The organism is Vulcanococcus sp. Clear-D1 (assembly GCF_014654725.1).
GTDB lineage: Bacteria > Cyanobacteriota > Cyanobacteriia > PCC-6307 > Cyanobiaceae > Vulcanococcus.
In genome coordinates this window covers 245,470-269,349 of the sequence record NZ_JACVZV010000015.1, presented here as the reverse complement: position 1 = coordinate 269,349, position 23,880 = coordinate 245,470, and the positions used below count along the sequence as shown (strand labels likewise).

The 23,880-nt window shown below is 64.8% G+C and carries 22 protein-coding genes; 4 read left to right on the top strand and 18 right to left on the bottom strand.

The annotated features are described in order from the left end of the window. Nucleotides 1–10: 10 nt before the first annotated feature. Nucleotides 11–1,375: a 23S rRNA (uracil(1939)-C(5))-methyltransferase RlmD gene (gene rlmD / locus H9532_RS05755; protein WP_296366321.1), complete on the bottom strand. Its 1,365-nt coding sequence runs from the start codon at nt 1,373–1,375 to the stop codon at nt 11–13. Between the two features lie 110 nt (nt 1,376–1,485). On the opposite strand from rlmD, the gene apcD reads away from it, so the two are divergent. Beyond that, on the top strand, nt 1,486–1,980 hold the full coding sequence (gene apcD, locus H9532_RS05750; RefSeq protein WP_296366318.1) for an allophycocyanin subunit alpha-B: 495 nt from the start codon (nt 1,486–1,488) through the stop codon (nt 1,978–1,980). Between the two features lie 968 nt (nt 1,981–2,948). Here apcD and H9532_RS05745 read toward each other — a convergent pair. Next, the gene (locus tag H9532_RS05745; RefSeq protein ID WP_296366316.1) at nt 2,949–4,106 is read right to left on the bottom strand and encodes a DnaJ domain-containing protein; all 1,158 of its coding nucleotides are present in this window, start codon (nt 4,104–4,106) and stop codon (nt 2,949–2,951) included. Nucleotides 4,107–4,131: 25 nt separating this feature from the next. Then, complete coding sequence (locus H9532_RS05740; RefSeq protein WP_296366314.1) at nt 4,132–5,757, bottom strand: DUF3370 family protein; 1,626 nt, start codon at nt 5,755–5,757, stop codon at nt 4,132–4,134. Between the two features lie 206 nt (nt 5,758–5,963). Here H9532_RS05740 and H9532_RS05735 point away from each other — a divergent pair, with 206 nt between their 5' ends. Beyond that, nucleotides 5,964–6,146 (top strand): sigma factor SigF, encoded by a 183-nt coding sequence (locus H9532_RS05735; protein WP_296366312.1) that lies wholly within the window; start codon nt 5,964–5,966, stop codon nt 6,144–6,146. Here the strand turns inward: H9532_RS05735 and H9532_RS05730 are convergent. The 6 genes from H9532_RS05730 to H9532_RS05705 all read right to left on the bottom strand — a co-directional run bounded on the left by H9532_RS05730 (nt 6,103) and on the right by H9532_RS05705 (nt 10,864). Further along, entirely contained in the window at nt 6,103–6,795 is a 693-nt protein-coding gene (locus H9532_RS05730; RefSeq protein WP_296366309.1) for a sigma-70 family RNA polymerase sigma factor, read from the bottom strand. The two genes, H9532_RS05735 and H9532_RS05730, sit on opposite strands and share 44 nt — an antisense overlap. A 69-nt stretch (nt 6,796–6,864) precedes the next feature. Then, nucleotides 6,865–7,710, bottom strand: a complete 846-nt coding sequence (locus tag H9532_RS05725; RefSeq protein ID WP_296366306.1) for an ATP adenylyltransferase — start codon at nt 7,708–7,710, stop codon at nt 6,865–6,867. Continuing rightward, nucleotides 7,710–8,651 (bottom strand): SpoIID/LytB domain-containing protein, encoded by a 942-nt coding sequence (locus tag H9532_RS05720; RefSeq protein ID WP_296366304.1) that lies wholly within the window; start codon nt 8,649–8,651, stop codon nt 7,710–7,712. Before H9532_RS05720 ends, H9532_RS05725 begins: the two co-directional genes overlap by 1 nt. Nucleotides 8,652–8,665: 14 nt before the next feature. Next, entirely contained in the window at nt 8,666–9,547 is an 882-nt protein-coding gene (locus H9532_RS05715; protein ID WP_296366303.1) for a PhzF family phenazine biosynthesis protein, read from the bottom strand. Beyond that, a complete protein-coding gene (locus tag H9532_RS05710; RefSeq protein WP_296366302.1) occupies nt 9,547–10,473 on the bottom strand; it encodes an NAD(P)H-dependent glycerol-3-phosphate dehydrogenase in 927 nt (308 codons plus the stop codon). Before H9532_RS05710 ends, H9532_RS05715 begins: the two co-directional genes overlap by 1 nt. A 7-nt stretch (nt 10,474–10,480) precedes the next feature. Beyond that, nucleotides 10,481–10,864: a DUF2237 domain-containing protein gene (locus tag H9532_RS05705; RefSeq protein ID WP_296366300.1), complete on the bottom strand. Its 384-nt coding sequence runs from the start codon at nt 10,862–10,864 to the stop codon at nt 10,481–10,483. 118 nt (nt 10,865–10,982) lie between these two features. Here H9532_RS05705 and H9532_RS05700 point away from each other — a divergent pair, with 118 nt between their 5' ends. Next, nucleotides 10,983–11,210 carry a hypothetical protein gene (locus H9532_RS05700; protein ID WP_296366298.1) on the top strand — a complete coding sequence of 76 codons (228 nt, stop codon included), beginning with the start codon at nt 10,983–10,985 and terminating at the stop codon, nt 11,208–11,210. Nucleotides 11,211–11,253: 43 nt separating this feature from the next. On the opposite strand, the gene H9532_RS05695 is transcribed toward H9532_RS05700, so the two are convergent. The 3 genes from H9532_RS05695 to H9532_RS05685 are packed head-to-tail and all read right to left on the bottom strand — an operon-like array spanning nt 11,254 to nt 16,148. After that, nucleotides 11,254–11,529: a DUF4090 family protein gene (locus H9532_RS05695; protein WP_296366295.1), complete on the bottom strand. Its 276-nt coding sequence runs from the start codon at nt 11,527–11,529 to the stop codon at nt 11,254–11,256. Nucleotides 11,530–11,586: 57 nt separating this feature from the next. Then, the gene (gene metH / locus H9532_RS05690) at nt 11,587–15,231 is read right to left on the bottom strand and encodes a methionine synthase (RefSeq protein WP_296366293.1); all 3,645 of its coding nucleotides are present in this window, start codon (nt 15,229–15,231) and stop codon (nt 11,587–11,589) included. After that, the gene (locus H9532_RS05685) at nt 15,231–16,148 is read right to left on the bottom strand and encodes a branched-chain amino acid transaminase (protein WP_296366292.1); all 918 of its coding nucleotides are present in this window, start codon (nt 16,146–16,148) and stop codon (nt 15,231–15,233) included. The genes metH and H9532_RS05685 overlap by 1 nt, the downstream gene beginning before the upstream one ends. A gap of 92 nt (nt 16,149–16,240) precedes the next feature. Here H9532_RS05685 and cobN point away from each other — a divergent pair, with 92 nt between their 5' ends. Further along, complete coding sequence (gene cobN, locus H9532_RS05680; protein ID WP_296366290.1) at nt 16,241–19,948, top strand: cobaltochelatase subunit CobN; 3,708 nt, start codon at nt 16,241–16,243, stop codon at nt 19,946–19,948. A 13-nt stretch (nt 19,949–19,961) separates the two neighbouring features. Here the strand turns inward: cobN and H9532_RS05675 are convergent, their stop codons facing one another. Genes H9532_RS05675 through H9532_RS05650 form a run of 6 tightly spaced genes read right to left on the bottom strand, consistent with a single transcriptional unit; the run spans nt 19,962 to nt 23,869 of the window. After that, nucleotides 19,962–20,477, bottom strand: a complete 516-nt coding sequence (locus H9532_RS05675; protein ID WP_296366287.1) for a hypothetical protein — start codon at nt 20,475–20,477, stop codon at nt 19,962–19,964. A gap of 27 nt (nt 20,478–20,504) precedes the next feature. Beyond that, nucleotides 20,505–21,155, bottom strand: a complete 651-nt coding sequence (locus H9532_RS05670; protein WP_296366285.1) for a PHP domain-containing protein — start codon at nt 21,153–21,155, stop codon at nt 20,505–20,507. A gap of 4 nt (nt 21,156–21,159) precedes the next feature. After that, nucleotides 21,160–21,756 (bottom strand): protoporphyrinogen oxidase HemJ, encoded by a 597-nt coding sequence (hemJ, locus tag H9532_RS05665; RefSeq protein ID WP_296366283.1) that lies wholly within the window; start codon nt 21,754–21,756, stop codon nt 21,160–21,162. Then, nucleotides 21,753–21,986, bottom strand: coding sequence for a DUF2811 domain-containing protein (locus H9532_RS05660; RefSeq protein WP_296366280.1), 234 nt, complete (start codon nt 21,984–21,986; stop codon nt 21,753–21,755). The genes hemJ and H9532_RS05660 overlap by 4 nt, the downstream gene beginning before the upstream one ends. 48 nt (nt 21,987–22,034) lie before the next feature. Next, a complete protein-coding gene (locus tag H9532_RS05655; protein WP_296366279.1) occupies nt 22,035–23,585 on the bottom strand; it encodes a cryptochrome/photolyase family protein in 1,551 nt (516 codons plus the stop codon). Then, complete coding sequence (locus tag H9532_RS05650) at nt 23,582–23,869, bottom strand: hypothetical protein (protein ID WP_296366665.1); 288 nt, start codon at nt 23,867–23,869, stop codon at nt 23,582–23,584. The genes H9532_RS05655 and H9532_RS05650 overlap by 4 nt, the downstream gene beginning before the upstream one ends. Nucleotides 23,870–23,880 lie beyond the last annotated feature (11 nt).

Here is a 23,880-nt window from a genome sequence, read left to right as displayed (position 1 = left end):
GCGGCTGTCCTCAGTCCCGCTCCAGCAGGGCCACACATTCCACGTGGCTGGTCTGGGGGAAGAAGTCAACCGGTTGCACCGGCCGTAGCCGGTAGCCGGCTTCGCTGGTGAGGCGCCCGAGGTCGCGCGCGAGGGTGGCAGGGTTGCAGCTGATGTAGGCGAGTCGGCTCGGCGGTGCCTGCAGGATGGCCTCCATCACCTCCGCTGTGAGCCCTTTTCGGGGTGGATCGACCAACAGTGATGCGGCCCATGTGAGGTGCTCCGCCAGCGAGGCCGCCACATCCGCCTGCTCGAAGCGTGCGCGGGGGAGCTGGTTGCGTTCCGCATTGGCGCGGGCCTGCTTCACCGATCCCGGATGTAACTCCAAGCCGAGCACATCCAGGCCAGCGGCGGCCAGGGGCAACGAGAAGGTGCCGATGCCGCTGTAGGCCTCCAGCACCTGACTCTCAGCGGTTTCCGAGAAGAAAGCCGTGAGTAGCGGCACCACCCGTTCGGCCTGGGCCGTGTTCACCTGAAAGAAGGTGTCGGCCGCGATGCGCAGCTCCTGCCCCGCAAAACGCTCGAGCAACCACGAGCGGCCTGCCACCTGGTGGGTTTCCGGGCCGAGCACCACATTGCTCGCGATGGGCTGAATGTTGAGGTTCACCCCCACCACCTCCGGCCAGCGCTGCATCCACTCGTTGGCGAGCTGTTCCAGCCCCGGCAGGTTGTTGTGGCTGCTCACCAAAGTGATCAGCACCTCACCGCTGTGGTGGCCCACCCGCAGCGCTAGGTGGCGCAGGCCGCCCCCGCCGCTCAGATTCACATCCACCGGCCAGCGGGTGGCTTCCAGGTCGGCCTTGAGCGGAGCGATCAGAGCATCGATGCGCGGATCCAAAACTGGACAACGATTCATGTTCACGATCTTGTGGCTGCCGCGTCGGTAGTAGCCCGCACGCAACTGGCCCTCCGGGCCGCGCTCCAATGGGATCAGGGCCCGGTTGCGATAGCCCAGTGGGCTGGCCGCGCTGAAGATCGGCAACACCTCCACCTGGAGATGGCCAACGCGCTGGAGCGCCTGACGCACCAGGTCGGTCTTCAGTTCAGCCTGAGCGGCATCAGCGCAGTGCTGCAGGGAGCATCCCCCACAACGCTCCGCAAGGATGCAGGGGGACTTGCGTCGATCGGGGGATGGATCCTCAACCCCCACCAGGTCGGCCTCGAGATGCCGCTTGGCCTGACGACGCAGCCGTGCCACCACCCGTTCGCCCGGAAGGGCGCCGGGAACAAAGACCACCAAGTCGTCAAAGCGCCCGACGCCTTGGCCCTCATGGCCCAGGCCCTGGATCGTGAGTTCAAAGATTTGCCCCAGCCGCAGTGCAGTTGGTGTGGCCATGGCACGCGCCGGTCTGTTCTCTCGACCCTATCGGTGCGTAAACACCTGGCCTTCGCAGCAAGGATCAGGCCTTCAGTCTCGATAAGATCGCTAGGCACCAGGTGGTTTCGATGAGCGTCGTACGCGATCTGATCCTGCAGGCCGACGATCAGCTGCGCTATCCCACCGGCGGTGAGCTGCGCTCGATGGTGGACTTTCTCTCCACCGGCGCCAGCCGCATGGTGGTGGTGAAGGCGCTCACCGAGAACGAGAAAAAGATCGTCGACGAAGCGGCGAAGCAGTTGTTCAGCCGTAAACCCGAATACGTCGCCCCGGGCGGCAATGCCTACGGCCAGAAGCAGCGCGCCCAGTGTCTGCGCGATTTCGGCTGGTACCTGCGCCTGGTGACCTACGGGGTACTGGCCGGCAGCACCGAGATGATCCAGAAGATCGGCCTTGAAGGTGCCCGCGAGATGTACAACAGCCTGGGCGTGCCCATGCCTGGCATGGTCGAGTCAATGCGCTGCCTCAAGGAAGCGTCGCTTGTGCTGCTCAGCGGTGACGATGCCGCTTTGGCGGCTCCCTACTTCGACTTCCTGATCCAGGGCATGCAAACCCCCTCCTGATCGCACGATCACAAGACGCAGTGGAAGCCGGCTCAAGCAGCCGGCTTTTTTATTTGCAGTGCCTGCCTGTCGATCAAAGAAGCCGGAAGCCACCCACAGCGTCCCAGGTGTATCAGACCAGAATGCTTTCTGGTCTTACCCTGCGCCTCAATCTGGATGATCGCGAAGTTCGGTGTGCCGCGTTGTTCATGCTCGACAGAGTTCGCGCAACGCGAGTTGCGATGAAGCACGCATTCGGACCAAGAACAGAACGACAGGTCGTGCGCAAAACGATTCTCCGCCCTTCGCGGGCACCTAGGTTCAGTCAATGGCTCGCCTATCTTGATCACTTCTAGGAATGGGACCAATAGCACGTCTCACACCGGACTATTTGATTGAGCTGTTTCTCAGTGTTGCGCTCCGGCATACCTGATCGTCAAGCGCCGACGAATTGGAAGCCAGGGCGCGCAACGGGATCATCCTGCGCGCCGTCCCGAACACGCCGCAGGGCAAGACTCACAGCGCCGTTTCATTGGCGTACCTGTGTCTACAGCAGGTACGCCTTAGCAAGAACCATGTGGTTACAGGCATTCTGAAGCAGTCCAGCCATTCTGGACATGGCTGCAAAGCCTGTGGACAGTCGAGCAGGTCACAACCTGGCCCTCGTGCAACACGACGCATCGCGCTTCAAGCATCAAAGAGCTCCCAGCGACAAAAGGGAGGACCTGGAAGCAGGTGAGCGCCCGTTGTGCCAAAAACTGTATGCCTGAGATCGGGGACGATAACTACAGCACCGTTGCGGACAGAATTCACGAGAATTGGCAGACTGAACAGAATTCGGTGCACGTTTTGATTACGAAGAGGAAGAGCCTGCTCAACAGAAATAATCCTGAGTCGACTCGGCCGACTTCAATGCGAGTAGGCCCATCCGTTGCTCCCGTATCAGTCTCACACCTAGACCATGGACGGGTCTCATCCGGGTCGCATGATCATGCTGCTTGGCGATAGCGCTCTTTCAAAAACTGGTAGGCCTCGTTCAAGCGGCGCATCGCATCGGCGGAGCCGCCTGCATCTGGGTGGTGGCTTTGGGCCTGCTCCCGGTAAGCCTCGCGAATTTCCTTGAGGGTGTACGGACGATCAGCAATGGTGGGCAGCTGCAATAAACGCAGAGCACCATGCACGGTCATCGATTGATCAATGGCCTCAAAGGAAGTGCTGCGTTTCTGCTTGCTGCGTTGGCGCTGCACAAAACGCGTGATCAACGTCGGTACCCGTACAGCAAGGCTGCTGCCGCCAAAGGGATCTTCAAGGATTCCCGCGGCGGTGATCACGCGCTCCAACGTGGGATCCCCCACTATCCAGCCTGGAGCAAAGCTGAGCAGGACCTGCTGGGCTAAGCCCCAGCTGAACGGCCGGCCATCACTGTGATCCGACTGGGGCCAGAGATCCCGGGCGAGCCAGGTGAGCGCCGCGTCCTGGGCGGCATCACTGGGCGGCGTGCCGTAAATCTCCAGCCAGTGCTGCTGGGCCCGCAACAAGGCCTCCTGCAGGGCCTCCGCTGGAATCAGTGCCAGGCCTGCATTGCGTTCATCACTGATTGGCGTGGCCTGTTCAGCCAGGCTGCGTTTCACCGCTCTGGCCTGACGACGCACGAACCCGGGCAGCTGGATGCCAACGCCAATGGCAGCACCCATCCTTGAAGAACCCGTTCCACTGGCCTCAGTTGAGACGCGCTTCTGATCCCGCTTCGAGATCCCACTGGATCCAATGAGAACGATGGCTGTGTTGTCGTCGAGCTCGCCGGGTGCAACGCGCCTGTCTTCTTCAGAAGGGCTCGCCTGCTCCTGAACTGGGGCTGGCGTCTCTGCTCCACGCGCAGGCGTCTCACCGCTCTGAGCGTCGGCTGCCCCACGGCTTGGCCGAGGCTGACCGCTGACCTCGTCCACGATGGAAGCCCCTTGGACGCTCCCTTCGGCTTCAACAGCCTGCTCATCGTCGAGGTCAGGGACCAGTTCGCGCAGCAGCTGCTCCACGATGAGCCCGCGGTTGCGGAAGCCCATCTGCGACTTCAAACCATCGATCCAGCGCAGCAGGTCTTCGCTGAGTTCCAGGGTGATGCGCCGTTTGTCGGATCCGCTCTCCCCCACGCCCCGCTGCTGATGCCCTCTGAGGTTATCGGCCCATCAGGGAATTCATCAGCTGCTGTTGGGCCTGAACGGCTTGCTGATAGCGCTCCATCAGGCTCTGGCTCATGCGCGTGGGCGTGATCACCGCGGGTGGCATGCCCTGCAGCACAGGGACAGGCGGCAGCGGTTGGATCCAGCCAGGATTCATCACCACCGCCGGCGCGGTGGGCTTGGGTTTGGAGGCTGGTTTGGTCGCCGTTGGTTTGGCAGCCGCAACTGGTTTCGCAGGCCTGGGCGCCGGAGCGGCAGCTGGGGCAGTGGCCACATCCGCTAACGGCGGAGCGGCTGGCGCAACCTTGGGCTTGCTGGCCTGCGCGGCAGCCAGCAGTTCCTCCCGCTGGCGCAGTTGAGCCAGTTGTTGGTCGGGCACCACGCTGAGCAGGTGGCCTGGTGTGGCATCGGCTGGATAGACCAGGCTGACTTTGACGGGATTGTTCTGGCCCGGCTTGAGGTTGAGGGAAGCGATCGGAAGGCTCTGGCCTGACCGCATGCCCACATGAACTTCCCGGTAGCCCTCGTCGGTTTCAATGCCGATGGATCCGCGGAAGGCGGTGAAATGTTTGCCGTTCGGTGTGGGGTGGCTGAACACCAGCTGGTGCGGGCCTGATCCCTTCAGATTGAGTTGCACATCGAAGCGAACGCCGTAGGTGCCGACGTTGTCGAGGGAGGAATCAACCATCCTCGACGCCAACTGATTCACCTGCACTTCCCGGGTGCCGAAATGGTGGCGGTTGGTGCTGGTCAACGGCACATGCAAGGCCCCTTGACTGAGGTCGTGGCTGAGGCTGGCGGTGTAGGTGTCGCCCAGGGCTACGCCTCCAACCCGGGAAAACACCGTGCCGTCCTGGATCTGGTGGACTCGGCTCAGGTAGATCCGGCCCGGTGCAAGACGCTTGCTATCGAGCACCCGGAAGATGTCGGAATCGTTCTGAGGTTCGCGGGCGGCGACCACGGCCATCTGGAAGGGGCCGTCACTGCGGCCGCGCAGCAAGCCATTGGCGATGCCCAGAGCCGGCAGGGCTGTACTGAACAGCACAATGCGGCTGTAGGGCGGGATGGTGATCTCATCCTCAAGGCGACGATCGAGCTGACCGCGCAGCATCTGAACAGCGGTGGCATCGCCAGGGCCGGTGTTCCACGGACGGGGGCCCAGCGGTTTCACCCCCATCAGGTTGTTGGCCAGGTAAGGCGCTTCAAAGCTGTTCCGCACCGCACCCTTCTTGAAGCGGATATGGACAGGGGTTGCACCTGGATTGATCAGGATCGTGGCGAGGGTGAGCTCACCACGCCGGCCGTTGGTCCCACGGATGCGGCTGCGGTCTTCCGGGTAGTACTTGTGGTGGACGTGCAGCCCGAATTCACCATTGAAGGTGTAGGTGGCATTGGCTAGGGGCTGATTCGTTTCAGCCGCAATGGCGGAGCCAGGGCGCGTATCCACCAGGATTCCTGGACCAAGCACCTCCTCCGGTTGGTTGGAGTGGAGCACAGGCACGTTGTTGAACGTGCCGCCCAGGGGACGGGCACTCTGGCCGGCCATCAGCGCCACATAGGCCTGAGACGGCATGGGGGCGACGATCACGCTGCCGAGCAGCGCCAGGAGCGTGGCTTTCATCGATGCTCTGGGACCCACTGCTCTCACCCTGCGATCAAACCAGCCTGGGGTGGCCGAGGGTGCGGAATTGCTTTAGCTCTCTCGGCATAAAAATCAGTCAAGGCAAAGGGTTCTGGCCTCACGGATGAGGCGGTGCAGCCCTGTCGATCCATTCCCGCGGTCGGCCGTCGTCGACCGCTAGAACAACAACTGGTGACTATTTTCCCATGTTCCCGCCATTCTTTGGCTGCGGAGACAGCTCCACCCCCCAGGAGTGCCGCCGGCGCCATCAGGAGCGCAAGCTGCACACCCTCACCTTCTGGCGTGATGGCCTGGAGCGGCAGCTGGCCGCAATCAATGCCGCGATCAACACCCTGGAGCGTCAGATGCAGGACTCAGCTGACGCCTGAGCTCCTCTAGCGCCAGGTGCAGCACGCGATGCACGGTGGCGGCGCTGATGCCAAGGCGTTTCCCCACCGTGCGCAGGGGTTGTCCCCGCAGCACCACCGCTTCCACAACCTGCCGTTGGCGTTGGTTCAATCGTCTGAGCGCAGCCATGGCGTTGTCACGTTCCTCGGCAGCCTCCCGTTCGGCGAGCCCGTCATGGCTGCCTTGATCCAGCCGCAGCGCGTGGGTGTTCTGGAGACGCCATGGCGGCAGCAAGTCCACGCATCGCTCCCTCTGGAGCGTCTCCAGCTCCGCCAAGACCGGCCATGGCAATGCCTGCTGGTGTCCCAACGCGTCACGGCATTGGCGGCTCAACCGTTGGGCCCGCTCCTGCAGCCGCCGCGACATGCGGAGTAACGGCGCCACATCCCTCAAGTAGTGCAGCACTGCGCCTCGGACGTGCGGTCGAGCAAAGGCGGCAAACGGCACGTGGGTGCTGCTGTCGTAGCGCTCAGCGGCGCGAATCAAGCCGAGCGCTGCCACCTGCTGCAGATCCTCGCGGCGCTCCCGTGTGCAGGCGGCATAGTGCCTGGCCACGCTCTGAACCAGAGACAGGTGTTCGGCGACCCGCTGATTGCGCAGCTGGATGGGGTCGGAGCAAGGGTGCGGCATGCAGTCCACGGCTGGGCTCTCTCAGCCAAACCGCCAGCAGCGTTGAGGCGCATCCGGGAAAGCACGCAATCAGCTGGCTTCGCGGGCCACCGCCGCCAGCAACGCCAGGGGGCCATGGCGCTGCAGCCAGGCTGTATCGGATTCAGGGGTGATCAACAAGCACCCGGCAAAACCGAGGGCATTGATGCTCAAGCCAGCCCAGTGCTCCTGGCTGCGCACCACAGTCATGAACCAGTTGGGCTCGATCACCAGGTTGTAGGGGTGCAGAGGCTGGGGCTGCTGCTGCGGTGAACCGAGCCCCAACTCCCATTGATGGCGCTCGTACAACTCGCGTAATTCGGCGGCGGCCTGCTCAGCACCGCAATGTTCACGGGGGCTCAGGCGGTAATGCCACGGCCAGAAGGGGGCCTTCCCCTCCAATTGCTCAGTGCAGGCTGAGGCCAACGGACAGCTGGGCTCTCCATCCACCCGTGGGAGCAGCTGCAGATGGCGATGGGGTTGGCTGGCACCGGCCGCCGCGCAGCTGTTGAAAAACCACAACCCCGGCGTATCGGCCTCCACATCAGCCAGGGTTTGCCAATCGAGCGGGCTGAGCCAACCAGATTGCGGCTGCCAGCGCTGCGGAATCAGCAACACGTGGCCGCGCTGCACCGGGAATTTGTTGAGGATGAGCACGTGCTCATCGCTGAGGCGTTCCACCTCAAGCGCCGGATCCCAGGGCAGAAATGGGTTGGGTTTCGGACCGGCGCTGCGCAGATGCTTCGGCGTTTCAGACAGCAAGCGGCGCAGCACGAACGGCTCACAGCCCGGGACAGCAACGATCTCCGTTTCCAAGGGCACCAAGGCGCCGCAGCGTTCGGCCTCCTGGGAGCGGAGCAACGCTGCATCCAGCAGCCGCCCCTTAGCGTTCGCCATCAACCGGAACCCTGCCGCAGCCGTGCCAAGGAGGCTCCGCGGTAGTAATGGCCAAGGATCTCGTTGTAGCGCTGGCCGCTGCTCGCCAAGGCCTGGGCACCGTGCTGGCTCATCGACGCCCCCAGGTGGCCATGGGCCTCCATGCTGATTTCGCTGGTAGCCGCGTACAGACTCTCCACAATCCCGCCCTGGTAACTGAGGATCAGCCCACGGGTGTCGGCGGCCGCCTGACGCGTGCGGTGGTGGCTGCTGGCCAGCCCTCGGTAGGCCTGCCAACGGGTGGTGTTGCCCAGATGCCAGTGGCGGTTGGCCGGGCGGGCCATGTGGGCCAAGGCATAGGAGCGCGCGGCCACCGCCTGGGCTTTCAACGCCTCCAGGCTCCAGGAGCTCGGCATCTCAGCGCCAACAACCGAAGCCACGTATGCCTCAAGTGGCAGATGATTCACCGCCAACAACCCACCGGTGTCGCGCAGCACCCGCAAGCGACCGTGATAGCCCTGGCCATTCACCCGCACAGCGTGCCCCCCGGAAGTCTCCAGCCACAGCTCTGCCGGCAAGCTCTCCGAGGCGCTTAGGCTGATGGTCTCTGCAGCCGATCCCTGCTTCAGCACGCTGCCATCGGCTTTCCGCAACCACCAGGGGCCAGAGGCGGAGAGCTGCAGCTGATCGGCCTCGCGCACCACAGCCACACGGATTTCCAGCTCCAGCGGAGTCCCCTTGGCGGGTTCGGCCAGGGCAAAACCGCCACCGCCAGCGACCGTGCGCTCGGCGGCAACACCCTTGAGATCATCACGGGCTGACCCGTTGGGCACCGCATGGGGCGGCGGGCTGGCCAGCATGGCCTCAAGCAGTGGGCCGTTGATCCCCGAGCTCCCCGGTAACACCGCCTGAGCCCAGAAGCCAAGGCCCAGAGCACCCAGACCCATGGGAGCACCCAGCATCCAGCTGCGCCAGTTCACAGCCGCACAGCTTGCAGCCAGTCTCCGGGGTCGCAGCCGGCTCCAGAACTGTTGATCTGTCCGTCCCATAGGAGCTGAGCGGCGCCTGTGAGCCGGACCTGGCCGGGACCGACTGACTCGCAAAGCATTCCACCACGACGGGCGGAGGCTTGCCAGCCGCGCACCTGGCTTCGTTGCAGCTGCTCCATCCACCAGGGCGCCACCAGAGCATGGGCTGATCCGGTCACCGGGTCTTCATCAATGCCCAGCCCTGGAGCAAAGAAACGCAGCTGGTAATCGCAGGGGGCACCCATCAGCGGGGGAGCCGTGCCCGCCAGAGGCTGCATCAGCACCAAACCCATGCGATCGGCCCCCTGCAGCTGAGGCGATGGGTTCTGCATCGTCGCCAAGGGTGCTTCAGCCGCCAACAACGCCACCCGATACCCCAGAGGCGAACCCCAGTAGCGCTCGATCCTCTGGCCAAGTGTGGTCTGCAACGTTTCCGGCACCTCCAGCGGGATCAAACCTGAACTGGGCAGCACCAGATGGGCAATGTGGGCCTTGGAGCGATCCAACCCCACCTGCAGTCCACCACTGCGGGTGGCCAACGGCAGCGATTGGCCGGGGTCCAGCAGGCCCCAATGGGCCAATCCGATGGTGGCCGCCAACGTGGCGTGGCCGCAGAGCGGCACTTCGCAGGTGGGTGTGAACCAACGCAGGCGCCAGGGGCCAGCGGCATCGCGGTGGAGAAAGGCGGTTTCCGATTGCTTGAAGCTGCCGGCCAAACGCTGCATCCAATCCGCTGTGGCGGGCTGATCGAGCAGCACAACCGCCGCCCCATTGCCCTGAAGGGGCTGATCGGTGAAGGCTTCCACCAACAGTGCAGGGCTTGTCGTCATCAGGCGAAGGCCAGTTCCTCAGGCCGCAGGCCACGGCCCATCAGCTGCCGCACGGCTGCTTCGGGCTGGACGGTGCCAGCCATCAATGCTCCCACCTGTTCGCAGATGGGCAGCCGCCAGCTGTGGCGTTCCGCCAGTGCGAGCACGGCCAGGGCCGTCTGAGCCCCTTCCACGGTGGCGCCCACGCGGGTGAGCGCTGCATCACGATCGAGCCCCTCGGCTAACGCGAGCCCGAAGCGGTAGTTGCGGCTAAGGCTGCTGTTCGCCGTGGCGAGCAGATCCCCCAGACCCGCCAGGCCATACAGGCTGGGCGCCTCTCCGCCCAACCCCTGGATCACGAGACCCATCTCCACCAGGCCCCGACACAGCAGCGATGCCTTGGCATTGGCTCCCAGATTGAGGCCATCGCACACACCGGCCGCGATCGCCATCACGTTCTTGAGGGCGCCGGCCACCTCGGTGCCCACCGGGTCGCTGTTGGTGTACAGCCGCAGACGCTCACTGCTCAGGGCCTGCTGCAGCTGCGTCGCAAGCGCCTGATCGTGGCTGGCCAGCACGCTGGCGGCAGGCAGGCCCGCCGCCAGTTCTGTGGCGAGATTTGGACCGCTGAGCACGACCAGGGGGATGGCGCTCAGCTGCTGCTGCCAGAGCTGGCTGGGGGTGCACTGCTGTTCGAGGTCGATCCCTTTGCTGCAACTCAGCAAGGGCACGCCTGCTGGCCAATGGGGGGCCAGGTGCTGCGCCAGCTCGCGCACGCCCTGGAGGGCGGTGGCCATCACCACCAGTTCGGCATCAGCCAACAGATGGATGGGGTCGCCACCTTGGCGGCGGCTCCAGCCTTGAACCCGGTGGCCCTGCTCCTCGAACAGGCCAGCCAGGGTGGAGCCCCAGGCCCCCAGACCAATGACTGCGATGCGCAGGCTCATCGCGCCATCATGCGGCAGCGCTGGCGTGCTCCTGCAACAGCTCGAGAGGAATCACCTCCAGAGCACTCTGTTCGCAGGCCTCCAGCCGCACCGGCGGTGCCATGCCATCTTCATAGGCCTCGAGCCAGCGGCCGGCGCAGACGCACCAGTGATCACCGGGTTTCAGCCCAGGGAAGCCGTACTGGGGCATCGGCGTGCTGAGGTCGTTTCCCTGGGCGCGCGTGTACGAGAGGAAGCGCTCATCCACCACACAACACACGGTGTGTCGGCCCAGATCTGCGCCATCGGTGCGGCAGAAGCCATCGCGGTACCAACCGGTCATCGGCTGGCAACCGCACAGCTCCAATGGTTGCCCCAACACGCTCAGGGCCACTGAATCAGGGGAGGTCACAGGGGCGAACAACGCTCTGGTGAGCGGCAGTCTGACGACGGAGTGGCACAAATCGCGATCAGACAGTTGACGGACCCTGGGGGGCAGGCGTTAAAGGTCATTCAGCAGACCCCCCTACATGAGCTGGGACTTCACCGAAGACGGCGCCTTCCTGGCCCTGTGCGATGCCTTCAAGGAAAGCGGCGAGAGCTCGGCGATCGAGTTCCTGGCCAACGGTGAAGGTGCCTTCCACTTCCAGGAGCTGGCTCAGAACGCTGCGGGTGAAGGCATCGATCTCTCCGACTCCACCGATCTCGAGGAGTTTCAACAGGAAGTGATCGAAACCCTCGAAGACCTCTGCAGCTGAGGCGGTGTGCGGCGGAGGCTCGAGCCCCTGCCGCTGACGTGGATCAGGCGCCGTAGAAGAAGGCGATCTCCTTGTCCTTCAGACCCTCCCAGCCGGCGGCCTTGAGGCGCGCATCGAGGGTTTGCTGGTCGAAATGCTTCGAGCCGGTCTTCACGATGCGGTTGCGCATCGATTTCTTCACGCCGCTGCGGGCGCGCTGGCTCTCCAGATCCATCACCTCCTTGTAGAGGCTGATCATCTCCGCAGGGATCGGGGTGCCATCGAGGTCGAGGCCTGCAGCGATGGCGTCATCAACGCCGCCGGGTCCGGCAATGGCCATGCAGGGGAGGAGTTCAGGGCCAGCCAACCCTAGGGCCGGCCCCCTGCAGAACGGTTCTCAGGCCGAGAAGTAACGCGCCTGGCTATGCAACGCCACCAGAGCTGTGGTGCTCTGCTCGGGCTCGAGCTGATCGCTTTCATCCATCGACAGACCGATCCGGTCGGTGTGCAGCCAGGCCAACTGTTGACGGGAGTCCGCCACGTTCGGGCAGGCGGGGTAGCCGAAGGAATAGCGGCTGCCGCGATAGCGCTGGGCGAGCACATCGCGCAGTGGCATCTCGGCGGGATCGGCGAAGCCGAGCTCAGCACGGATGCGGGCATGCACCCATTCGGCCAGGGCCTCGGCCATCTGCACACCCAGGCCGTGGAAATAGAGGTAGTCGCTGTACTGGTCGCCCTTGAACAGCTCCTGGGCGAAGGCCGTGGCCTTCTCGCCCATGGTCACCGCCTGCATCGGCAACACATCGCTGGGCTGGCCGCCGGCGAGGTCTTGGTAGAAGTCGGCGATGCAGTAGCGGTTGCCGGAGCGCTGACGCGGTAAAGCGAAGCGACCGAGCTCCCGCTCGGGCTGCTCCGGATCAAACACCACCACGCTGTTGCCTTCGCGACCGCAGGGGAAGTAGCCGTAGGCCACCCGCGGGGTGAGCAGCTGCTCCTCGAGGCAGCATGCCATCCACTGCTGCAGCACCGGCTCAGCCTTCTCGGCGAGCATCGCCTCGTAGTCCTCGCGGGATTGGCCCTGGGCTTTGCGCAACTGCCACTGGCCGGCGAACAGGGCGTTGCGATCGAGATAAGCAAACACCTGCTCGAGTGGGATCTCGGCTTCGGTGAGCACCTGGCTGCCCCAGAAGGGCGGCGTGAGCGCCGGCTCGGCGGGCACAGCCTCGGAGCGGTGCTCGTTGGGCGCTGCAGTCGCCGGTGACGCAGCGGAGTCAGCCGTTGCGGCGGCCTCGGGAGCCGTTCCGGCGGTCTCACCGGCCGGTTCACCCCCAGCTTCGGCGTCCGGTGCCGTCTCGAGTCCGAGTCCCTCGGGAGCACCGGCGAGGAAGCCGCGCTGGTTCTCCCACTGATCGGCCTGCTTCGCGGCCACGTAGGCGTCCATGAAGCGCAGGTCGGCGAAGGCATCGCGGCCGTAGATCACCTGACCGCGGTACACCTCGCGGCAGTCCTTGTTCACGAAACGCGGGGTGAGCGCGGCGCCGCCGAGGATCACGGGAACGTCGATGCCGGCTTCGTTGAAGGCGGCGAGGTTGTCCTTCATGAAGGCGGTCGACTTCACCAGCAGTCCGCTCATGGCGATGCAGTCGGCGTTGTGGGTCCGCTGGGCCTCGATGATCGCTTCCACCGGCTGCTTGATGCCGAGGTTGATCACCTCGTAGCCGTTGTTGGTGAGGATGATGTCGACCAGGTTCTTGCCGATGTCGTGCACATCGCCCTTCACCGTGGCGATCAGGAACTTGGCTTTGGCGGAGCTTTCGCCTTCCACCTTGTCCATCAGCGGTTCGAGGAAAGCCACGGCCGACTTCATCGTTTCGGCGCTCTGCAGCACGAAGGGCAGCTGCATCTGGCCGGAGCCAAATAGCTCCCCCACCACCTTCATGCCATCGAGCAGGAAGGTGTTGATGATCTCCAGCGGCTTGTAGGTGTTGAGCGCGATCTTGAGGGCGTCTTCCAGGCCGATCCGCTCGCCATCGATGATGTGTTGCTTCAGCCGCTCCTCGATCGGTAGATCGCTGAGCTGAGGCCCTGAGGCGCGGGCCTCCTTGGCGCTCACCCCCTCAAACAGCTTGGTGAGCTCGGTGAGCGGGTCGTAGATGCACACGCCGTTGTCGAAACGGCGGTTGTCGTTGATCAGGTCACGGCACACCTGCTGGTGCTCATCGCTGATCTTCACCAGCGGCAGGATCTTGGCCGGGCTCACGATCGCAGCATCCATGCCGGCTTCGCAGCAGTCGTGCAGGAACACGGAATTGAGCACGATCCGCGCCGCCGGCGATAGGCCGAAGCTCACGTTGCTCACGCCAAGCACCACATGCACGCCGGGCAGGTTCTGGCGGATCATCCGGATCGCCTCCACTGTGGCCAGGCCGTTCTCCCGGTCTTCCTCGATGCCGGTGGAGATCGGCAGCGCTAGGGGGTCGTAGAAGATCTCGTGGGCCGGGATGCCGAATTCCAGGGCATCGCGGTAAGCGCGCTGAGCAATGGCGAATTTGCGCTCCGCCGTGCGGGCCATTCCCTCTTCGTCGATCGTGCCCACCACCACAGCGGCGCCGTAATCACGGGCCAGCTCCAGCACCTTGAAGAAGCGCTCATCGCCGTCTTCGTAGTTGGTGGAGTTGAGGATGCACTTGCCCCCGGCCACTTTCAGGCCGGATTCCATCTTTTGCCACTCGGTGGAATCGAGCATTAGCGGCAGGTTCACGTTGGTGACCAAACGGCTCACCAACTCGCGCATGTCGCGCTCGCCATCGCGACCCACATAGTCGACGTTCACGTCGAGCACGTGGGCGTTCTCCTTCACTTGGCCGCGGGCTACGGCCACCAGGCCATCCCAGTCTTCTTCAGCCAGCAGCTCGCGCACCTTCTTGGAGCCGCTGGCGTTGAGCCGCTCGCCAATGATCAGGAAGGAGTTGTCCTGCAGATAAGGGGTGGTGCCATAGATCGAGCTGGCGCTCGGCTCATAGGCCAGGGCTGGGCGGGGATCCTGCTTGCTTGCACGCAGTTCCGGGGTGCGCACCTGGCGCGCGGCGGGCTTGAGCTCTGCCGCCAGTTCCGCCAACGCACCGATGTGGGCGGGAGTGGTGCCGCAGCAGCCGCCGATCACCTGCACGCCGAGGTCCTCGACGAAGTGCATCAGCTGCATCTTCATCTCCACCGGCGTCAACCGGTAGTGAGCCACACCGCCGATGTTCTCCGGCAGACCGGCGTTCGGGATGCAGCTGACGACGAAGGGGCTGTGCTCGCTGAGGTAGCGCACGTGCTCCTTCATCTGCTCCGGGCCCGTGGCGCAGTTCAGGCCGAGCACATCAATCGGGAACGGCTCCAGGATGGCCACCACCGCGGCGATATCCGAGCCCACCAGCATCGTGCCGGTGGTTTCCATCGTCACGCTCACCATCAGCGGCCGCCGCTGGCCGGTTTTGGCGAAGGCCTGCTCGATCCCCTGCAGGGCTGCCTTGATCTGCAGCACGTCTTGACAGGTTTCGACGATGAACAGATCCACATCGCCGGCGATCAGGCCCTCGGCCTGTTCGGCGAAGGCATCGCGCAGCTCATCGAAGCCGATGTGCCCAAGGGTGGGCAGCTTGGTGGTGGGCCCCATCGAGCCGGCCACAAAGCGGGGTTTGTCGGGGGTGCTGTAGGCATCCGCCATCTCCCGGGCCAACTCAGCGGCGCGCTTGTTGATGGCGAAGGCCTGGTCCTGCAGGTCGTATTCCGCCAACACGGTGGAGGCGGCTCCAAACGTGTCGGTTTCGATCACATCGCAGCCCACCTCCAGGAACTGACGGTGCACGTCCTGCACCGCATCCGGGCGGGTGAACACCAGGTTCTCGTTGCAGCCCTCCAGGGCCGCGCCGCCGAAATCCTCGGCGGTGAGATTCATCTGCTGCAGCGAGGTGCCCGTGGCACCGTCGAACACCAGCACCGGGTGGTCGGGGCTGTGGAGGCGTTCGAGGAAACCGATCCGTTGGGTGGCCAGCATCAACCGTTCAGACGCACGCGGGTGACCCAGTGATCGAAGGCGGGATCGCGGCCTTCGGTGATGGCGGTAAGGCGCTCACGGATGGCATCCATCACAGGGCGCTCACTGCTGAGATCGGTGGTCTCCACGCGGCGCACCGGGGTGACTTTGGCGGCGGTGCCGCTGAGGAACACCTCATCGGCGATGAACAGCTCGCTCTTGTCCACCGGGCGCTCCAGGGTGGGGATGCCCATGGTCTTAGCCAGTTCGAGCACGCTCGCGCGGGTGATGCCCTCGAGGATGTCTTGATCGACGCCGGGGGTGATCAGCACGCCATCGCGCACGATGAACAGGTTCATGCCGCTGGCTTCGCTCACCTTGCCGCGGCTGTTGAGCAGCAGCGCCTCATCGAAGCCGCTCTTCACCGCCTCAGTTTTGGCCAGGGAGCTGGTGATGTAGGCGCCGCTGATCTTGCCGCGCAGGGGCAGGGAGCGATCTTCCTGGCGGGTCCAGGAGCTGATGCGGCAGCTCACACCCTCAGGAGAGAGGTAATCGCCGAGCTCGAGGCCATAGATCAAAAAGTCGGTCTCGATGTTGTGCAGGCGCGGGGCAATCCCCAGATCGCTCGTGTAAACGAACGGGCGCAGATACACCGGGCAGGTGGGCTTGTTGGCCTGCAGGAACTGATGGATCGCGCTGTGGATCGTGTCTTCGCTGAGTTCGGTGAGCAGTAAGCGAGCGCTCTGGCTGAGGCGGCGGGCGTGGCGATCAGCTCGGAACAGCAGGATCTCGTTCGGATCAGAAGGGTTGGGCAGGGCCCGCATGCCGCCGAAGGCACCGGTGCCGTAATGCAGGGCGTGGGTGGCCACCGAGAGCGTTGCTTCGGCGAAAGGAACACATTGGCCACCGAACCAGGCGTAGGGCAAAAACTGATGCATGGGTCGGTGGGGCGGGGCGGCCACTGCTGACGGTGATCTTCTCATCGGCAGGGTCCTGACTGCGGGCGACACGGGCCCGACAAGATGGGGCCATGCATCGCCTCGCCGCCGTTCCGGGCAGCAGCAGCCCCGCCGACGGGGTGCTGTTCATCCAACAACCAGCCGCCACGGTGGTGCTGCTCACCAGCGCCGACACCGATCTCACCGCCCTCGCGGCTGAACTCGATCGCAACCCGCAGGTTTTGGGGCCCGAGCGCAGCATCCGGGGCCTGAACTTGGCTGCCCTTCAACACCCTGCGGTTCTCGATCACTACATCCGCACCAGCCTTGAGCTCACCGAGCTCGTGGTGGTGCGCCTGCTCGGAGGACGCGGCCACTGGAGCTATGGCCTGGAGCAGCTGCGGGAGTGGGTGGAGGCCAAGAGCAACCGCCACCTCCTAGTGATGGCCGGCACCGCCGACGAGGACGACAACCTGCTGGAACTGGGCACGGTTGCAGCGCCACTGACCCTGGCCTGCAGCCGCTGCCTGCGCGAAGGCGGGCCCGCCAACTGGAACGCCGTGCTCACCAGCCTGACGGCGCTACTGGATGGCACCGAGCCGCCACCGCCAGAACTCCAGGCCCTGGCCGACCCTCAACCTCATGACTGGCGCGCTGAGCCAGGCCCCCGTGTTGGGGTGGTGCTCTACCGAGCCCTGCTCCAGGCAGGCGATCTCGCTCTGGCGGAGAGCTTGCTGCAGGCCCTGCGCGCCGCAGGCCTGGCGCCACGCGCGCTCTGGCTGAGCAGCTTGCGGGATCCAGCGGTGCAGCAGGGCGTCGCCGATCTGTTGGAGCGTGAGCAGGTGCAGGCGGTGCTCTGCACCACCTCCTTTGCTTCCGTGCAGATGAGTGAGGCGGGCCTGGGCGCACCCCTTTGGGATCAATTAGCCGTGCCCGTGCTGCAGCTGCTCTGCAGCACCCAGAGCGAAGCCAGCTGGCGCGAGAGCTCCGTGGGATTGGCACCCTTGGATCTCACACTCCAAATCGCCCTGCCGGAACTCGACGGCCGCATCACCACTCGGGTGGGCGCCTTCAAAGAGGTGGACGTGGCTGATCCGCGCCTGTCCACAGCGCTGCAGCACTACCAGCCCCAACCCGAGCGGCTGGCCTGGGTGGCTGAGTTGCTACGCCGTTGGTGCGAGCTGCGCACTACCCCTGTAGCCGAACGCCGCCTGGCTCTGGTGTTGGCCAATTACCCCACCCGCAACGCGCGCTTGGCTAATGGCGTGGGGCTCGACACGCCGGCCAGCGCTGCCGCCATGCTGCATTGGCTTGCAGAGGCCGGCTATGAGCTCGGCTCGCAGGAGCTGCCCGCCGATGGCGATGCCTTGATTCAACGGCTGCTGGCCGGCCGCAGCAACGACCCCGAGAGCCTGCACCGTCCGGCCCTCGCCCATTTGCCTCTGGCCAGCTACGAAGCCTGGTACGCCCAATTGCCGCCCGCCGGGCGTCAAAAGCTGGAGCAGCGCTGGGGCAGCCCGCAGCAGGATCCACTCCTGGAAGCGCAGGGGTTTCCGATCCAGGCCCTGCGATTCGGGACGGTGACGCTGCTGATCCAGCCGGAACGCGGCTACGACCGCGACCCGAGCCTCAGCTACCACTGCCCGGATCTGCCGCCACCGCACCACTACCTGGCTCAGTACCTCTGGCTGCGCCAGGAGGCTGGCGTGCAGTTGATCTGCCATGTGGGCAAGCACGGCAACCTCGAATGGCTACCGGGCAAGGGCCTGGGGCTCTCCAACAACTGTTACCCGGAGTGGGCTCTTGGGCCCATGCCTCACATTTATCCCTTCATCGTGAATGACCCGGGGGAGGGCTCGCAGGCCAAACGGCGCGCCCAGGCTGTGATCCTCGATCACCTCACGCCACCGCTCGGCCGGGCCGGACTGCATGGCGACCTACGGGATCTTGAGGCCCTGATCGACGAATACTGGGAAGCCGTTCAGCTCGGCAGTGCACGCAGTGCTCAACTTCGCCGGAGCGTGTTGGAGCGTCTGGCCGAGCTTGAGCTGCCTGATCTGCTCAGCGGCAGCGCTGATGGCGATCCCCTCGATGCGGCCGATGGCTATCTGTGCGAACTGAAGGAAGCCCAGGTGCGCACCGGTCTGCACCGTTTCGGCAGCCTGCCGGAGGGTTCAGCCCTGGCCGAACTGCTCAATTGCCTGGCGAGGCCACCGCAGCAACAGGGGCTCGGTCTGACCCAGGCCCTGGCGCGCGACCTGGATCTCGAACTGGATCCCTGGTGCGAACCAGAGGAGCAAGCCCTCAGTCGCGCTGATCAACAGCGGTTGCTGGAGCTGGGCGCAGCGCAGCCGCGCCTGGTGGGAGATGCGGTGGCCTGGATCGAGGCGGTAGCGGAGCAACACTGCCAGGCTCTGCTCGACAACCGTCAAGCCATACCGGCCGCCGGGGAGCACACCGGCGCGGTGCTGAAGCGGCTCGCCTCGGGCCTGGTGCCCAACCTGCTGCAGTGCGGCAGCGCGGAACGCCAGGCGTTTCTCACCGCTGTAGCGGGTGGGCGCATTGCAGCTGGTCCGTCGGGTGCGCCGACGCGCGGCCGTCCGGACCTGCTGCCCACGGGCCGCAATTTTTACAGCGTGGATCTGCGGGCGCTGCCCACGGAAGCGGCCTGGGATCTCGGCCGGCGCAGTGCCGAACTGCTGCTGGAGCAGCACTGGATGGAGCAAGGCGAGCCACTGCTACAGCTCGCCCTCTCGGTGTGGGGCACCAGCACCATGCGCAATGGCGGGGAAGACATCGCCCAGGCCCTGGCGCTGTTGGGGGTGCGCCCGATCTGGGATGGCCCCAGCCGGCGCCTTGTGGACCTGGAGCTGATCCCACTGCGGGAGCTGGGGCGGCCGCGGGTGGATGTGACCCTGCGCATTTCCGGGTTATTTCGGGATGCCTTCCCGCAGCTGGTGGCCTGGGTGAACCGCGCCACGGCCATGGTGGCGGCGGCGGATGAATGCGATGCCAACAATCCGCTGGCGGCAGCGGCGCGGCGCGATGGCCATGCCTGGCGGGTGTACGGATCGGCGCCGGGCGCCTACGGAGCAGGCCTGCAGGGCTTGATCGACAGCGGCGAATGGGAGGAACGGGCCGATCTGGCAGCCGCCTACCTGAACTGGAGCAGTTGGCGTTACGAGGGCCTTGGCGGCAGCGATGGCTCGGGCGGCCGGCTGGACGTGCAGGCCGATCGAGAGGGGTTGGAAGAACGACTCCGCGGGGTGCAGGTGGTGTTGCACAACCAGGACAACCGCGAGCACGACCTGTTTGATTCCGACGACTACTACCAGTTCCAGGGCGGACTGGCTGCTGCCGTGGAGGCTGTGTCGGGCCGGGCACCGCAGCTCTGGTTCGGCGATCACTCGCGCCAGCAACGCCCCCGTGTGCATCGGCTGGAGCGCGAGTTCGACAAGGTGTTGCGCTCACGCGTCCTCAATCCCCGCTGGATCCAGGGGATGCAGCAACACGGCTACAAGGGTGGCTTTGAGATGGCCGCCAGCCTCGACTATCTGTTCGCCTACGACGCCAGCACCGGCCGCGTGCCCGACTGGAGCTATGGCGCCATCACAGAACAATGGCTGGGTGATGAGCAGGTGCTCGCCTTCCTCAAAACGGCAAATCCCTGGGCCCTGCGCGACATGGCGGAGCGATTGTTGGAAGCCCACAATCGCGGCCTCTGGAGCCGAGCACAAAACAACCAGCTGGAGCGCTTGCGCCAGCTGGTGCTTGAAGCCGAACAGCTTGTGGAGGGGTGATCCCCCTCATCCATCAGAGGTCTTTCACCCAGCCCTTGAAGGCGCCGATGTCGCCTGGCTTGCTGGGCTGCTGTGTGGTGATCTGGGGCTGCGCTTCAGTGGGGGCCTGCAGCTTGGCGTTGGCCTGGCCAGGGGTGTTCACGCCCACGGCAGAACCCTTCATGCGCTGATCGAGCTCGGCCTTGCTCATTTGCTCGGCGAAGGTTTTCTTCACCGGCTTGGGAATCCCACCGGTGAGGTTGATCTCCTCCTGCTTCTCTTCCACACCACCGAGGCCGGGGGTGGCCTTCTCACGGCGCATCTCCATCGAGGCCACTTCCTCCACCAGCTCTTTATCGCCGGGGCTGCTGGCGGTGCCGGGGAAGGTGTGACGGATGGTGTTCGAGCGACGCATGAAGTCGACATTGCCCATGCTGCTGGAGGCATCGGCATCCAGGAAGAAGGCTTCCTCTTGCTTCTTGGCGGGCTTCGCTGCGCCGGTAACGCTCACCGGCTTGTTGCCACCGAGCAGACGATCAAACAGGCCCATCGGCAGGGGATGAATGCTCCGGGAACCCTAGCGGCCATAGAGCTCGAGGCCATGGGTATCGGTACCGCAACTTCGCAGAAGTGCGTGATCCTCCAGCAGGCGGGCAATTGCCTCGCACACCACCGGCGTGGGTTGCCAGCGAGGCTGCATGGCGTAGTCGTAATAGGCCTCACCGCCATCGAAGCCGAGCGCGGCGGCCGCAGGGATCAGGCGCTGAAAGCTCAGGCGGTAGCGACCGGGGTGGGCCAGCAGCGCGAGGCCGCCGGCAGCGTGAATGCGGTTCACTACCGCGGCGGCCTGCAGCGCTTCGCCAATCGGGGCCTGTCCCTGCCGGTAGGGCTCGAGAGCTTCATGGCCGGGTTCAAAGCCCAGGGCCAGCACATGCACCAGGCAGCTCTCCAGCAGACAACTGATCTCCACGCCGCTCCAGAGGGTAGGCACAACAGATCCCTGCTCGGCCTGACGCTCAAACCAGTGCTGAAGGGGAGCGAAGGCCACGGCGCTGTGGTGATCAGTCACCGCCAGGTGTTCAAGCCCCAAGGCCAGAGCCTGCTGCCCCAACTGCTCCGGTCGCAGGCTGCCATCGCTGTGAATGGTGTGGCAGTGGAAATTGAGCCGGCCCGGGCAGCTGCTGGCCTCCACCTGCTCCAGAACGGCACGCAGTGGATGGCTGGCCATGGGATCAGGCGGCGCCGGCAGCCGCTTCGCGTTCAGCCCGAAGGCGCCGCCAACGCGCATAGAACTGAATCGAAGCAGCCATGAACACCACCAGCGCCACGATGAACCAGGTGGCTGCACCGGTGGGGAACTGGTTCTTGAACACCACCAGCATCACCACGATCACGAGCAGCAAGGTGGGCAACTCGTTAAGCGCCCGAAGCTGCTTCGGGCTCCAGCCACAGCGGCCATCCTGCAACTGGCCCATCAGGCGGTAACAGAAAACGTGATACGCCAGCAAGGCCGCCACGAAGGCCAGCTTGGCGTGCATCCAACCCTGATGGAGCCAGGCCGGATTGCTCACCAACAGGCCAATGGCCATGCTCACCGCTACCACCATCCCGGGGGTGGTGATGATGTTGGCCAGCCGCTTTTCCATCAGTGCGTACTGGGCCTGGAAGGGGGCCCGCAGAGCCGGCTCTAGTTCCTCAGCTTCGCGGTGATAGATGAACAGCCGCACCAAATAGAACAGCCCGGCAAACCACACCACCACGCCCACGATGTGGAGGGTTTTGAACCAGAGGTAAGCCTCAGGCGGAAGGGCTGCCAGGGGGGCGATCACAGACCGGTGCCGAACAGGCCATCAAGGTAAAGCTCGCGCACCTCGGGCCGGGCACCACCCTGTTGCACCAGGAACTGGGCCAGAGCGGTCTGCAACAAACGGGCGGGGTCGAGCCCAGGTCGCTGCGCCACATAGCCCTCCACAGCCCGGGCCAGATCCACCGGCAGCTCCACGTCCAGTGCATGCACCTCAACCGCTTGAGCACTAGTGGTGGTGGCGCCTTGGCTCATGAACCCAGATCTGGTGGATGCCAAGGATCCGCTGCGCGGCTGCGCCTGTCAAGCAACCGTTGCAACCATTTGGCGGCGATGCTGCTGAGCCGCCGCACGGATCTGCTCCAGTTCCGCCTCGGGCAGCTTGTCGAGCTGCTTCATCACCAGGCCCATGCGTGGGTTGCGGCGCAGGGCTGCGGCGTGGCGATCGAGGAAGTCCCAGTAGAGGCTGTTGAACGGGCAGGCCTTGGGGCCGGTGCGCTGCTTCACGTCGTAGCGGCACCCCTTGCAGTAGGTGCTCATCCGCTTGATGTAGTTGCCGCTGGCGGCGTAAGGCTTGCTGGCCAGTCGGCCGCCGTCAGCAAACAAGCCCATGCCGAGCACGTTGGTCTGCATCACCCAGTCGTGCCCATCGATGAACATTCGATGGAACCAGGCGGTGAGGGCCTGGGGATCGAGACCGGCGATCAGGCCGTAATTGGCGAGCACCATCAGGCGCTGGATGTGGTGGGCGTAGCCCCTGAGCTTCAGCTCCGAGAGCACTGTGTCCACACAGGACATGCCGCTGCCTCCCAGCTGGTCCAGCCACACCGGTAGCGGCTGAGTGGCGCCGAAGTGATTCAGGGCCGGGTAGTCAACGCCGAACCAGTGGTACAGACCATGGGTGTATTCCCTCCAGCCGAGGATCTGGCGGATCACTCCTTCAAGACCAGCAAGGGGGACCTGCTGCTCCAGCCCCGCCTGCTCCAGCCTCCGGATCACCTCCAACGGGTGGAGCAGGCCCAAGTTCAGATAGGGCGAGAGCAGGGCATGCCAGAGGGTTGGTTCCCCGCTCACCATCGCGTCCTGATAGGGGCCAAAGCCATCCAGGCGTGTAGCGATGAAGTGCTCAAGCACGGCGAGGGCCTGTTCGCGGTTCACAGCCCAGCCGAAAGGTTTGAGATCACCCGGCAACGGCGCCAAACCTGCTTCAGCCCGCTGCCGATCGATTCGCGCCACCTTGGCGATCACCGCCTGCGTCATCGCATCCGGTTCGAACCAGAGAGGCTTCGGACCCTGCAGCCCTTTCGGCGGTTGCTTGCGGTTCTCCGCATCGAAATTCCATTGCCCGCCCAAGGGTTGAGTGCCCTTGTCCTCGCCGTCCATCAACACGCCGAAGCGGCGGCGACCCTCCCGGTAGAACAGCTCCAGGCGCAACTGCTTGTAGCCCTGAGCCCAAGCGGCGAACGCCTCACGGCTCCAGAGGAAGGCGTTGCTGGGGAGCCAGTGCAGCGGCACCGGCAGCTGCACTGCCTCAATCGATTGACGAAAGCCACGATCCGCTGGCTCCATCAAGCGCAACGCGCTGATCCCAGCGCTCTGAATCCAGTCGCGCACCGCCACACCAAAGCTGTCGCTCTCCACGTAGTCCACCGTCCAGCCGGCGGCGCGCAGCTCCTCGGCGAAATGGCGCATGGCGCTCCAAACCAGCACCAGCTTCTGGCGGTGATAAGCGCGGCGCTGCAACACCGAGGTGCTTTCAACCAGGAGCACCCGAGCAGCCGAGGGATCCACACCAGCCAGAGCGCTCTGAGCCGCGTTCAACTGATCCCCGAGCACCCAGATGCCAACGGTCATGCCGGTGCCTCACAAGCGAGACGGCAGGCCTTACGGGCCACTGCTGCGGCATAACCCCGCTCCACCAGGCCCGCAGCGGGGCTGAGGGAGCCGTTGCGGCAATCCACAGTGATGCGTTCCCGATGTCCGAGCTGATCGCTCAGCCGCATGCGCAGCTGAAAGTGATGCTTGGCGCTGCGGGTGATTTCATCACCACAGATCGGCCCCACGCATAGGCCGGGCGCTGCAGCCACCGGAAGCACCCCAACCCAGAAGCTGATCAGCAGGGCCACGACACAGGCCAGAGCAGGCACTT